The sequence below is a fragment of the Neorickettsia helminthoeca str. Oregon genome (assembly GCF_000632985.1).
Taxonomy (GTDB): Bacteria; Pseudomonadota; Alphaproteobacteria; order Rickettsiales; family Anaplasmataceae; genus Neorickettsia; species Neorickettsia helminthoeca.
The window spans coordinates 780,043-794,492 of the sequence record NZ_CP007481.1 but is presented as its reverse complement, the minus strand read 5'-3'; the positions used below and the strand labels follow the sequence as shown (position 1 = coordinate 794,492).

Sequence of the window (14,450 nt, the reverse complement as noted above, 5' to 3'; positions counted from 1 at the left end):
AAATGTTTAAGTTCTCGTCCTTCAAAAACTATAAGTCTAAGGTAGCTTCATCTGAGTTTCATTCGAGGAATTTCGTTCCCTATAAGGAGCACCTGGACTCAAATACGGTGCTCTTGAAGGATAATTCGATGCTGAGAGTGATAAAGCTTGTCGGTTATCCGTTTGAAACTGCAGATGACGAGGATGTGGATATTAATAAATCAATAAGAAACCAATTATTTAAGAGTGTCTCTGTAGGACATTTTGCGCTGAGTTTCCACTTAATCCGGAGGAGGGAGAGTAATTATGCGCACTCATTTTTCTCTGCTAGAATGCCGAATCATTTCGGTGACTACGTGAGAAAAAGATGGAGGCAAAAATACAGCAATAAGAGCATGTTCGTCAACGAGCTGTATATCTCGATCGTAAGACGGAATGATAAGAAAATTGAATTCCTCAACGACCTATATAGAAAAATAACGCGTAAAGATTCCAAAGAAGGTAAAATTGCTGACCTCAAGGTGGCACACGAAGAACTTGAGGAGATGACGAATAAATTACTGATTAGTCTTCGCAACAATTCCCCATCTCTTCTGGGGCTGAAGAAGGTAAAAGGTGTGATGTGCTCTGAAGTGTTTACATTTCTTTCAAAAATTGCGAACTGTGGGATAGTAGAATCAGATCTAATCCTGCCTACAGGTAGAATCGACGAGTCTCTTGTTGCACACAGAATGTACTTCGGGAGGAAGTCCATAGAGATAGTGACCCCATCTGGTAGTCGCTATGCAGGTATCGTCAGCTTGAAAGAATATGGACAAAATACCTCTGCAGGAATGTTAGATGCATTTTTGCAGATACCATATGAGGTGATCATCACACAGACATTTCAGTTTGTGAATAGGCAGGTTGCCATAAACAAAATGCAGGTGCAACAGAGTCGAATGTTACAGACTCAGGATAAGGCGGTTTCGCAAGTTGTTGAGATTAGTAGAGCACTAGATGATGCAATGAGTGGTCGTATCGCGTTTGGTTTGCACCATTTAACAATCCTTTGTTGTGAGAAGACAGAAAAAGGCTTAGAAAACGTCCTGTCCTTAGTCGAATCCGAACTTACGAATACTGGTGTGTATGCTGTGCGGGAGAAGATTAACTTAGAACCTGCATTTTGGGCTCAGCTGCCTGGAAATTTTGATTACATAGTCCGCAAAGCAACCATCAGTACGTTAAACTTAGCTGGATTCGCATCTCAGCATAACTATCCGATTGGAAAGAAAAAAGGTAACCATTGGGGTGATGCGGTCACAATATTTGATACTACATCAGGTACACCATTTTATTTCAATTTCCACTCCAAAGATGTTGGTCACACATTGATTATTGGTCCAACTGGTTCTGGTAAGACAGTATTATTGAATTTTCTATGTGCGCAGAGCATGAAATTCAGACCACGGATGTTCTTTTTTGATAAGGATAGAGGCGCAGAGATATTTATTCGGGCTTTAGGTGGCATTTATACGGTTATAGAACCAAGAACAAGGGCCTACTTTAATCCGCTTCAGCTTGACGATACTCCGGAAAATAGGACTTTCCTAGTGGAATGGTTGAAAACTCTTGCATCCTCGCATGAAGAGAAATTTACAGCAACGGATGCTGCTATCCTAAATGATGCGATAGTTGGTAATTTCAAGCTCGATAAGACTGATAGGACGTTGGGTAATCTTTCAGCTTTCTTTGGTCTGGAAGGTGATAATACTCTTGCTACTCGCCTATTGATGTGGTACGGGAGCGGATCTCATGCCTCGCTTTTTGATAATACCGAAGATCGTCTCGATTTTTCCAAGGCAAGTGTGTTTGGTTTCGAAATGGGTCAATTGCTCAAGGATCCAGTTGCTCTCGCTCCAGTGTTACTGTACTTGTTTCATAGAATCAGTATCTCTCTGGATGGCGCTCCTTCGATGATCATCTTAGATGAAGCATGGGCTCTTATTGATAATTCAGTATTTGCACCTACAATCAAAGATTGGCTGAAAGTCCTGAGAAAACTCAATACATTTGTCGTGTTTGCAACGCAGAGTGTCGAAGATGCAAGTAAGAGTGCGATAAGTGATACTCTAGTGCAACAAACAGCTACACAGATTTTCTTGCCAAACCTAAAAGCTACGGATGTTTACAGGTCCGTTTTCATGCTTAGTGAAAGAGAATACGCTCTGATTAAGAATACTGATCCGGCAACTCGCTTTTTCCTGATAAAGCAGGGAATGAGCGCTGTTATTGCTAGGATCAATCTTGCTGGCATGGAAGATATTATCTCAGTCCTCTCGGGACGTGCTGAAACTGTAGTTCTTCTCCACGAGATTATCAAGGAGTATGGTGAGGATCCTTTGAAGTGGCTTCCGATTTTTTACGAACAAGCAAAGGAGTTGAGTTGAAAATGAGGCTTTTTTTCAGAGGTCTACTCTTTTTACTAGCTCTTAACCTCTTGGATAATAATATCCTTTTTTTGAAAAGTGGCTTTTTATTTCCTTTCGCGTATGCCGAGGAGGTAAAACCACCAAAAGTAGGACCAGGTGAAGCATCTTATCCAGAATGCGGTTCGGATGTTGGTCTTGCTTTGATAGGCTTAATAGCAGGAGTAGTAGGTGGGATGATACTGCTTATTGGGAGTAGTGGACTGATGATAGTAGTAGCCTTAGGTATGATAGCGGGGGCTATAGCTGCTGCTATGCAGCTTGTGGGATGTCTCTGGTCGTTTGTACGAAATCCTGTTCTGAGGACTTCAGCCGGTGGATATAAGTATTGTCAGGAAGACGGTAAGGCCAGTGCTCAGGGGTTCTGCCCTGAAGAAAAAAGGGCTTATTGTGGTACGAAGAAAACTGATAAAATCAATGAAAATGCGACAGGTTGTACATATGCTTGGCCCCGTAATAAGGCGGAAAATGGTAAATATATTGAGATATGTTACAGGGAGCCCTTTGATTGGGGATACATTAGCAGGGTTGGAGAAGAAACTCCGTTAGACGAAAGAGAGCTGAAGTTTACAGCGATCAATCTCGGTATACTAGGAGGTAAGGAAAAAATCCAGAGTCTGGAGAAGCTGCTGGATATGAAGCAAAGAGTAAGTATGCGCTCAATACAATGTGTGACCCTCAAGCATGGAGAGAGTAGTAAAATAGGTCCATATATTTTCTCTGCTGAATATGAGGGTAGCAAAATTTGTGGATATGTGACTTTTTCCAGAAGAGTAAAAGTAGGATGTCATTTAAGAGATCCTGTTGGTCCCGCGCCTATGTGTATCAAGTCCAAGCCGATTTACGATCCGGACGATCCTGAAAGAGTAATAGGTTATAATAACGACGCTTGTTTTAACTGCTACATTAGTAATGCTTGTTATGGCGTGACAGGTTTGCTTGCCAAGTCCAAATTTCCTATGACTTCTTTGGTTGTGCAGTGCATAAGGGAATCCCTAAGGAATATTTTGGTTTCCGACTGTAAGGGTGGTGATGAAACAGGATTCCTTATCAGCGCGCAACAAAAGCTGAGAAGTGCTGTGGAAGCAGTATTAGTGCTAGCTGTATTATTATTTGGTTTTAAGCTTCTGACGGGAGGTGTTGGAGGTATACAAGAGTGGACGATACTTGTAATGAAAATCGCGGCTATTGCTTATTTCACTATAGGCGACGGGATGATTGTTTACTATGATAGGCTGCTTGCGCTTTCTACTGGATTAGCGGATATCGTTGCCAGCGCCGGTGGTAAACAGGACATATGTGATTTTAAATCAGCTGATTACAATCAGCTTGTGGTCGTTAAAGCTTTGACTCAAAAAGAAAGAGTATGTCTTGAAGCGTTTTATAGATCAGGTAGATCTCAGGATATAAGTCAGCTTAGTGAGTTTATAAAGTCGGGTAGAGTGGAGTGTAGTACCTTATCCCCCGGCACGAGCGGGAGTTACGATATATTTTCCAAGATAGAGCGTAAGAACTTATCTTATCTTGCCCTCTGGGATCGTCTGGATTGTAGGATCACTTTTTATTTAGGAAGTTCTCTCGGAAACCCTTCAGTGGGTTTGGCAGATGCTGCGACATCTATGACGGCTGGCGCCATAAGTGCGATGGGAGGTGGTATTTTCATAGTACCAGTCTTGGTTCTAGCGCTTCTATTTGCTGGTCAAGTTGTCATCGCATTACTGGTGCTGCTCTACGTGATATTGATACTCCTTATTATTCTTTGGATCACACATCTCTTTATCTTAGCAATCATAGCATTGACGATACTGATTCTTTTCTCCCCGATCTTTATTCCGATGCTTTTGTTCCAAGTAACTAAACCTTTCTTCGAGGGGTGGCTGAAGGAAGTCATGGCTTACTCATTGTATCCAATAGTATTGTTCGGGTTTCTAGCTTTGGTGTTTTCAGTCTTCGATAAGCTCTACTTTGATGATCTAGCTTTCATGAGAGTCCAGAAGGACGATGGTGTTAGGAGTTACTTTTCTTACCAACTCTCGGATCCAGAGCAATGTAACGGGCGTACCCCTGATGGGGAATTAAGGAAGTTCTCAGTTCTTGCGTGCATTATTGATGGAATGGCTCTGAGCAGTAAACCATTGGTTTTTGGTGTTTTTGTGACTTCTACCGGAGTTGATAGTGCCGCAACTAGCGCTCTCTGGATTAAGCTGGGTATGATGGCATTAATGCTATTTTTATTTTTCCATTTTCTAGGTATTTTAGGTGGTCTAGCGGCCGAACTAGTTGGTAACTTCAGAGCTGATTTGTCTAGACATGTAAGTAATCCTCAGGCTACCGCAAGGAAGTTGGCTGCTGTTTCGCTCAATGCTGCGAAAGGCGCAACTGATGGAGCTAAGAATATCGCTAACAAAATCAAAGGTCGTAGTGGAGCTAAGAGTGCTGATACTGCTAAAGGAACTAATAGACCTGGTAGTGCAAGCAATGCAGGTGGTGCAGGTGGCGCCGTTGATTAAGATCGGTGGAGGTATTGCTTTGAGGTCTATAGATCGGTATGGGCGCTTTTCCATATGTCTACTGGTCTTCATGCTTGCCCTATCTGGATGCGGTGGGGAATGCATATCCACTACTGACTCCAGCGAATTAGAAGGAGGTAGTTTAAAAATCTGTTCCAACCCGAACGATGTTTCACGTGAGGGTTGTTTGGAATATATGACGTCTGCCGAAGGTTCGCACGATGATACCTTGGGGTATTGGGTGAAAACAAATATAGAACTCGAAGATGGAAATGTATTTGAATATCAGCTTCAAGAATCCGAGGATTATGCTTTCTGTGATCCTCCTTGTCCTGATCACTGTTTTGATGAACAAAGTAAGAACCTTTGTGATACCAACAGTTGTAAGGCTATAGATCTCGACTTCCCAAATATTAAAGAGGTGAATCTATCAGTGCTTCCCGGCGATGAGCTGCTTATAGGGCTAAGACCAGCACTAAATCCTGGTATTGTGAATAGCGCAATCTGTGAGGGAAAAGATCCGCGAGTCTATATCGGGAACTATGGGGACTGCATAAACCAAAAAGGTGAACCGTATAGTAGCTTAATTGCTCTGGGACATAACTCAGTTGTTAACTTGGATACTCCTCTAGCAGAGTTCAAGGTCATGTACTCCTTAGATCCACTACGGTTGTTTAACTGGGAAGGCCCGATTTTTAGAAGTGATGTATGTAAAGCAGTCCTTTTTGGTGACAGCGAAGCGAAGGAGGCGGCTAAAGAATATGCTGCAGTTATAGATATACTAAAAAGAAAAATAGCTGGCAACCAACTCTACCGCTATTGTAAGAAATTCATGGAAGATGCGGGTCATGTAGTTGTTCAGGCCTATGAGCCAATTGTTGAGAATGATGAAGATTCGAAAAGTGTTGTACTACGTGGATTGGAGATTATAGGATACAGGGGTAACCACGCATTTTATCTATGTCCTAGTTTTAGGATTCCTGGTCTATGTCAACGTGCGACCTCGGGATTTTTTGAGAATCGGCCAACCCTGTTCCTAAATACATTTTTCCCAGTAACAGAGGTTTTTGAAAAGTTCAGGTTTAGCTTCCTAAATATAGGAAGTAATTTCAATGCTCATGGTATGTTCTACTTGAAGGTCAGCAGAAAATGTAAAAATCCTGGTGCATCTGCGGTAAACGTATACATAGGGAATGCTCCGCCTTCGTTTAAGCCGTCTGTTTCAAATAACAGCGGTACACTCGTAAAGCCTAATACTCCTGTTACCGCTGGTGAGGGGAGTTTCGTATATGTTGGTATTGCTGATCCTAGGGGTAATAAAAAAGTGGAGAGTCGCGGATATGTGCTGCTGGAGTATCAGGTCAAGCGCGAAAAGATAATCAGGATTTTCAGTAAGGCGACCAATACTATCAAAAGTAAAATTATCAGGATCCTATACAATAGGACGGTTGATGAGTCCGGCAAATTTAGTGACGACAATCCTGGAGGTGCTGTAGGGACTGTATATAAAGCAATTGCAGGAGGTGTTTTAATCAAGGCTGTTCAGGCGTCTATAGTCCTCTACATGACAGTGTATGGTTTGGCATTTCTGTTTGGACTCGTCAAAACGCCTCAGGCAGATTTGATCGTCTTCCTAGTGAAATTAGGGATAGTCGCTGTTTTATTCGGGCCGAATAGTTGGAAGTTTTTCAATGAACACCTTTTTGCACTGTTTGTTGAGGGCTCGAGCCAATTGATAAATTACGTATCGGGAGATGATAGTGGCGTTGATCTTGCGTTCCTTGACAGAGTGCTATCTCCATTTGGTTCGCAGCGAAACTGGGCGAGGATTTTTAGCTTTTTGTTCTCAGGCGGTCTGGGTATCCTGTATTTTGTCTTCATAATTGTTGGTCTGATACTGATAGTCAAGGCAATGTTCACGATCATCATTGCATACTTCATGTCTATAGTGATGGTAGCGATACTGCTATGTCTTGCACCAATATTCATTTCAATGATTTTCTTTAAAAGGACTAAGGCCATCTTTGATAACTGGATCAAGAACCTAGCACAAGTCTCTATCACTCCTGTGATTACATTTGCCGCGTTTGCACTTTTATCTGAAGTAGCTTTGGGTATAGTAGCTGCCCTTTTCAATTTTCAGATTTGTCCTGTGTGCGTGATTGAGCCGCAACTATTATTGTTCAAATTCTGTCTGCTGGCTGTGTACTTGCCTACTTCTTATGACGCAGGTGGTGGAATATTAGCTGCTCAGAATGCAGGAGGTATGCCAGTAGGAATAGGCTTGGTGATAGCATTTCTTGTCATTAGTAATGCAATTATGGCGTTTGCCTCACATGCCTCTATTTTATCTAGTTCGATTTTTGGGGCTATTGCATCCGATACTACAATCCCAGCTGAGCAGTTCATGGACAGCATGAAGGCAATAGTAGGGCAGGACTCTCAGGCTAAGTATCAGAAAGCAGAAGCTCAACATAGGAAGAGCTTAGATGGAGAGAAAGATGAGCCTGAAGAGCCACCGAAGCGTAAGAGATAGAGAGTGAGGGTGAATGCGTAAGGTAATAGCGTTGATTTTGTTACTGTTCCTGTTTAATGGCTGTGACATCGAGTGTGTATACCCTGGTGATGGTATAAACGCGAATCTGTCTAAAATTGATGTCCCAGCTTATTCGAGCGGAATGGATCCAAAGAAAGTTGAAACTTTATGGATTGATTCCGGAGTGACAATTCATCCCGGCATCGAAGCAATCGTCTCTGTCAGTGGAGAAATAGATCTTTGTGGAAAAGTCTTTAATACTTCAGAATACGAGGAGTGTCCGGACTGGAATTGCAGTATAGTTGAAGTAAGTAACATATTCTGTGTACTCAACTCTCCCTCTCCAGGAATATATAATCCATCTAACCTCAGGGATCCTAAGAACAAGAGACCTCTTTGCGATAATACTAAAGTTGACACGGATGGGTATTATGTTAATACCAACCTTGGTTTATCGCCAGGTGAGAAGGTGCTATTTGAGCCAGTGCCTGTGCTCGAAGTCGATCTTCTTGACTGCGCCAATATACCCCAGGATTTTACTTGGTACACCAATGATGATTTCAAGGACTCGAAGAACAAAGACATTCTTTCAAAGTCTGGTAAGAAACTAGATCCAATATCTATATGTAAAGAGGGGGTAGATCTAGAGGTAAAGCGTGGTAACACTATGATACCTCTTCAGATTCCAGCGGCTACAACGGATGGTCTAAAGTATTCTGCGATAGTTGATAATGGCTATACGCCAAGGAGTAATAGAGTTATTGTCGGTGAATCAACTGGAGGATGGATAGACGCTGCTGAGGTAGATATGCGATTTGCTATTCCTTCCATATTGTCTGATTCCTCCTTTTGCAATGTTGCCTTCGGTGATCAGTCGAGCTTGGATCCAAGAAAGGAAATGAAGCAGATGAGTCCAGAATACAAATATTTCAGTCAATCCACCGGATGCGATAAAACGAAAATTGCACAGTTGAAAAGATTCAATACGTATAAAGTGAATCGGATGTGTGGCAACTTGAAGTCAGATGGGCCATACGGAAATGGTATCTACAGCATCAGGTATGATGAGATTGTAGATCCTAGTAATCCATGTTTCCGTGGTCGCAGAAGAAATAATTCAGGCGCAGAGAGAGCTTGGGCTGATCTATTGGTAGCGAAAATAGGTAAGCCGCGTAGTTCGAGATTCACTCTTCAGACTTTCAATGATGAGGCACAGCAATGCATATACAGTACCGGAAATGGATCAAACACAGCTGCAAATGTAAAAAAATGTATTGATATTAACCAATACAATGGCAAGATACCATCTTTGGAATTATACGAATGGTATACTGTTCCGGATAATGTTGCCCCGGGAAGTCCATTGTTAATGGGCATTGCAGGAAAGCCCGGATTGTACTCTAAGAACATATATTCTGGATATCGTATTCGTGTCAGAAAATCTTGCTCCCATCAGAACGGTGAAAATCTGTATATTTACATTGGCAATACCCCTCCAACTGTTGCACCTGGACCAGGGCAATCGAATGTACATAGCTTGCATTTCAAAAGTGATGCCAAAAAAAGAGCTGTCATTAATCCAGACTCGGTAGATCCAGGGACTTATAGCATCTCCCTTAAAGGTAGCGGGAAGGTCTATCTGGGTGTATATGGAGCGTCTACAAGTAGTGTCGCCGCTGCAGTGAAAACAGGTAAATACTTAATCAGCGACGATAACAAGTATCGAGTCGAAATAACGACAGAAGAATGGTATCCAAATTTTTCTGGACCGTTTCAGGAGATCTATAAGAGAATCATGCGCTTATTCTACGGGAGAAGCGACATCGGTACGACTGGCCTTCCTCGTTCTGATGGGATCATTGTTCAAATATATAAGTTGGTTGCTGAAAGGCTTGCACCATCTGTTCAGCCATTTATTGTCCTTTACCTTATCACGTATGGGCTTTCCTTCTTACTTGGAATCATAAGAGATCCGAGATCAGATGTTGTAATGCGTGTCGCGAAAATTGCCTTTATTCTACTTCTGGTGAGTGATTATAGTTGGCATTTCTTTGGAGAGACAATTTTTAATTTGTTTATCAACTCCTCAAATGAATTGATATACTATTTCACGGGCAACTTGAGCGGCAAGTATGCTCCAGATAATACATTTGAGTTCCTAGATAGAACCGCAGGTGTGATTTTAACAAATCAATTCTGGTTAAGGATGCTAGCTCTCTTTCTAGCCGGACCTGCAGGATGGTTGGTAATGGCAATTATTCTCTGGGGTGTGTTCCTATTTTTTAGTTGCATCATTGAGGCAATGATTGTGTATCTGATGATTCTCATTGCTACTGGACTACTTTTTTTACTTGCTCCTCTATTTATTGCTTTTCTCCTCTTTCAGAGAACCAAACCATTATTCGAGGGTTGGTTGAAAATGTTGATTTCTTTTGCTTTGCGTCCAATTTTCATCTTTGGGACTCTGGCGCTCTTAAATGCGATAATGATGGCAGCTTTATATGGTATTAATAATTTTGGCGTTTGTCCTGGATGCATACTTTCAACAGATATATTCGGGGATGACTTGTGTATTATTAGGAGCCTTGTACCCTTAGGGTTTGATGCTGAAATGATGATAGAAGGCCGGGTTCCACTGGTTACAGGTGAAGCTAGGACCCATTTTATGGGCTTACCATTATCATTTATTGTAGTGATTGTCTTTCTCCTAGTTGCGCATGCAATGAAGAGTTTCCTTAAAATTACTGATTCCATGGTGGACATGATCACTAATACAATGATGGGTTACACTGGAAGTGCAGGTGGTGGCAGTCCTTCTGATGCTGGGCATCAAGCTTACCAAGCGATGTTATCTGTCGTTGGCATGGACGATGCGACGCAGTCTGAGATAAAACGAGCAGTTGGTGGTTATGCACGTAGTAAACGCAATATTGAATTAAAAGCAGTGGAACCAGGGAAAGTAGGTCAAGTCGATAATAAAGCTCCCGATAATGACGGTGCAGATGGTGTCCCTAGGAAAGATGTCGAGGGAAAACCCGATGTCAAATTAGAGGCAGCAGACAAAGGGAAAACAATAGAAAATCCTATTTACGAGTCTGGTGATCCAGTACAGGGAGCAGAAAGTACCGAGAATCCTTACTCGCTACGAGGTGCCGAAGGTCAAGAGGAGCCTATCTATGCTACTGTAGATAAACCTAAGACCGGGGAAGGTATGGTAGAAAATCCTATTTACGAGTCTGGTGATCCAGTACAGGGAGCAGAAAGTACCGAGAATCCTTACTCGCTACGAGGTGCCGAAGGTCAAGAGGAGCCTATCTATGCTACTGTAGATAAACCTAAGACCGGGGAAGGTATGGTAGAAAATCCTATTTACGAGTCTGGTGATCCAGTACAGGGAGCAGAAAGTACCGAGAATCCTTACTCGCTACGAGGTGCCGAAGGTCAAGAGGAGCCTATCTATGCTACTGTAGATAAACCTAAGACCGGGGAAGGTATGGTAGAAAATCCTATTTACGAGTCTGGTGATCCAGTACAGGGAGCAGAAAGTACCGAGAATCCTTACTCGCTACGAGGTGCCGAAGGTCAAGAGGAGCCTATCTATGCTACTGTAGATAAACCTAAGACCGGGGAAGGTATGGTAGAAAATCCTATTTACGAGTCTGGTGATCCAGTACAGGGAGCAGAAAGTACCGAGAATCCGCAAAAAGATAGTCAAGAGGGCGACGGTGACGATGAAGGTAAATAGCATTTTACATAAGTTTTCTCCGTTAGTGAGGCTTCTCCTCATATTGATGTTCGTGGTTTTTACGTTCTCCGGATGTGATCACTGTGAGCAAGAGTGTCCTAGGTGTATAGCTGCGGACGATTTTGGAATACCAAAGGGAAGGTCAGCTGCCTTTTTTGAGAAAGATAGCGACTTCTTAAGATCAGACTTAGCAAGACTCGGTCTCGAAGTACCTTCCGCGAAAGAGCAAGTATTACGTTGGAAGGATTCAGGATATGTTACTTCTGGTGAGACAATAGACTTAGTTGTTAGAGGAAAGTGGGCTTTTATGCCTGAATCTAGCTCTCTGCGGGTTTCCAAAAGTGATGTTGAGAGTGTTTTTCGTTGTGGTGAACTAGATTTAGAAGCTCTCAAGAGAGCAAGTGGATTGCTGCAAAGAATTTTCCCACAAGAAGCGTGTACATTTGAAGAAGTAAGTTCTACTGATTATTTCGCTGGCTGTTTTATAAAGGGAGAAAAAATAGAGAAAAAGTTTTCGAGAAGTGGATGTATATTGGAAAAAGGTCATGGACTGTATCTACTTTTCAAGCGCAATGGCGATGAAGATCCAAATACTTCTTTTAGTTCTATTACTCACCCAAAATCACCAGTAATGCATGTTGGATACACAGGTGACTCTATTAAAATAGATACGGTTCCCATGAGTGATTGTACGCAGCTGAAGATAGAGTCTGGTTGGAGAATTTATTACAAAATACTGGATAGAATCTATCAGAACAATGTAGGAGGTTATTCTCTTGAGTTCCGTACTGGTGTCATCGATCCGAGGACACATACCCAGTTCTTCGAGAGTGTACGGTCCACGCTCCAAAAGTTGCTGACTGAACAAAATAAGGCAATATACAACACCATCACTTCAAATAATGACTACATCGGATTAGTAAAAGCACTGATAGTCCTAGTGATCGTGCTGATGGGCTTGAAGTTCTTGCTCGGAATGTCAGAACATCCAGCGAGTGAATTGCTTGTTAAGGTTCTACAAATGGCGATTATCTTGCAACTTATTTCTCCGAGTAGTTGGGATTTTTTCTACAACAATCTGTTCAGGCTTTTTATAGATGGCCTAAATGAAGTGATTGCAGTAGTGAATTCACACACTGGAGGCAGCTATCAGCCAGATCAGCCTTTTGCATTCCTTGATCGCACAGTAAATACACTGTTCGAAGTGCTTGTCTCAACAAAGGTAAGAGCCATACTACTTGCATATCCATTGGGAGTATTCTGGTGGTTGATCCTTTTCTTTGTACTGGTTATTTACGTGATACTGGTAGCATATGCGTTTGTTGTATATATGACAGCACTTGTTGGTCTCTCAGTGTTGATTGTTTTGATGCCAATACTTTTCTTGGGCATGCTCTTCGGGCAATTGAAACACACTTTCGATAACTGGTTTACTCAGGCGCTGAGTTTCTGTTTTCAGGCGATAATGATCTTTACGCTGGTATCACTCTTTTCAGCGATGGTAAAAGACCAGTTCTATAGGAATCTCGGTTATACGGTTTGTTGTAACAGAGTCTTTAGTATATTCGATAGTACTGTTTACGCCTGGACGCCTGGACAGAAATTTTTGCCATTCTCAAGCGCGCTATGGAGCAGTAAGCGTGTTTCCTTCACTGAAGATGCGAAAATCATAGACATACCACCTGATTACGATACTCGAGGTTGTAGGTTTGAGGATTACCCGTTTTACGATCCTGGGATTTCTGATGATAACTGTAAGTTAGCGAACCCTGTAGGTGCCGGTTACGACTGGACAAGAATAAAGCAACTACGTGAAGCTGATTCAGGCTTACTTGATTTTGGAGAAGTTTTCATTTTGCTCCTACTTGCAGTGATTATGTATCATATGAGGGATCTAGTTCAATCTGTTGGAGCAGCCTTAGTTGGTGCTTCGCCATTTCAAGCTATCATAGGTGGTGCTTACGCTGCCTCTGATGGTATTGGTGGACTGTATAGGACTGGGAAAATGTTAGTCGCTAATCTAATAGAGAAGGTTCCTGTGATTGGAAAAGTGCGTACCGGTATAGACGAACTTTCTTCCATGAACGACTACATCGGCTCTAAGATTGCATCAAAGTTAAACGAAGTGCAGGCGCCTAGAGCCGCAGTGAATGCCCTCTCGGTCGCTGGGGATATTGCCGGTGGTGTAGCTCGGGGCGCGACTTATCTCGCTGGCATGAATTCCGATCTTGATGATCATTACTATGAGAAGATGGCGTTCAAAAATATACACTATACCCAAGCTCTGATGGGGTATCACCTGGGTGCGGTGTTTGGCGACAGGAGTTTGGGTAGTGCTCCTGGGATAAATATTCTTCGTGTTCCGGCGCAGCATATCTGTGATAGGTATGTGACAGGAAGGAAGGATGATGATCTGTTCCAGGGACTGAAAAAACTCTATGTGTGTGAGAGAGAAAAATTGCAAGATTATTATCTTGGTGTCAAAAAGGAAACTCTAGGTGAGTCAGCAATCTCGAAAGAAAAGAAAAAATCTGGGGCTTCTAAAAAGAATGCATCTAAAGAAGATGATCCATTTGGGGTTCTCAATAAGGCTAAAAAAGAGGATATATTTGGATCTTTAATGCTGGATAGTGTCGCTGAATATGATCATCCAAAGGGGGATTCTATGCGCGTTGATGATCTAGAAATGGATGACCAACTGACTAGTCAAGATACCTCTGTGGAAGATCTCGGTAGTATTGAAAGTTCTAGTCTCCAGTGCACTGATGGTGAAGAACAATCTCATCTTCATCCTGCGGAACAAGATAGCCATGATAATGTGTTCATCGGTTCTTCCGATAGTGATACAGGAGAAAGTGGTGTAACCGTGCTCCGAGGATTTGGTGGTGATGTGGGTGAAGCTCCTATTAGTGCACAAGATGAGCCAGTAGAGACGAGTCATCATGAAGAAGATGCCACTGGGATGTTCGAAGTAAGTGAGGTTCGTAGCGATAGTACTGCAGATACCCAAATACCTACTACAGAAGGGGAAAACATTTTTAGCGCTATTTTCGCAGATCATGGGAATCAGTCTGATGTTGCGCCTGAGCAGAAAGTAGATCCGCGTAAAGCTGAGGTGAAGCCTGAAAAAGGCCGGATAAGAACAGTTAGCTCGGAAAAAAAAGAAGGCCCACCTCCACTTGATGAAGATGAATAAAGCTAAAGATATCCTA

General features: G+C 42.4%; 5 protein-coding genes. All 5 read left to right on the top strand.

Translation table 11 applies throughout. From position 1 onward, the window contains the following. Window positions 1-2: 2 nt before the first annotated feature. From NHE_RS03685 to NHE_RS03665, 5 genes are read left to right on the top strand one after another with little or no spacing between them, the layout of a single operon-like run. Complete coding sequence (locus NHE_RS03685; protein ID WP_038560090.1) at window positions 3-2,408, top strand: VirB4 family type IV secretion/conjugal transfer ATPase; 2,406 nt, start codon at window positions 3-5, stop codon at window positions 2,406-2,408. Continuing rightward, window positions 2,366-4,957, top strand: a complete 2,592-nt coding sequence (locus NHE_RS03680; RefSeq protein WP_232214977.1) for a TrbL/VirB6 family protein — start codon at window positions 2,366-2,368, stop codon at window positions 4,955-4,957. Before NHE_RS03685 ends, NHE_RS03680 begins: the two co-directional genes overlap by 43 nt. Further along, on the top strand, window positions 4,926-7,493 hold the full coding sequence (locus NHE_RS04535; protein WP_051579671.1) for a TrbL/VirB6 family protein: 2,568 nt from the start codon (window positions 4,926-4,928) through the stop codon (window positions 7,491-7,493). Before NHE_RS03680 ends, NHE_RS04535 begins: the two co-directional genes overlap by 32 nt. 13 nt (window positions 7,494-7,506) lie before the next feature. Then, window positions 7,507-11,238, top strand: coding sequence for a type IV secretion system protein (locus NHE_RS03670; RefSeq protein ID WP_051579670.1), 3,732 nt, complete (start codon window positions 7,507-7,509; stop codon window positions 11,236-11,238). Next, complete coding sequence (locus tag NHE_RS03665; RefSeq protein ID WP_051579666.1) at window positions 11,225-14,434, top strand: TrbL/VirB6 family protein; 3,210 nt, start codon at window positions 11,225-11,227, stop codon at window positions 14,432-14,434. Before NHE_RS03670 ends, NHE_RS03665 begins: the two co-directional genes overlap by 14 nt. Window positions 14,435-14,450 lie beyond the last annotated feature (16 nt).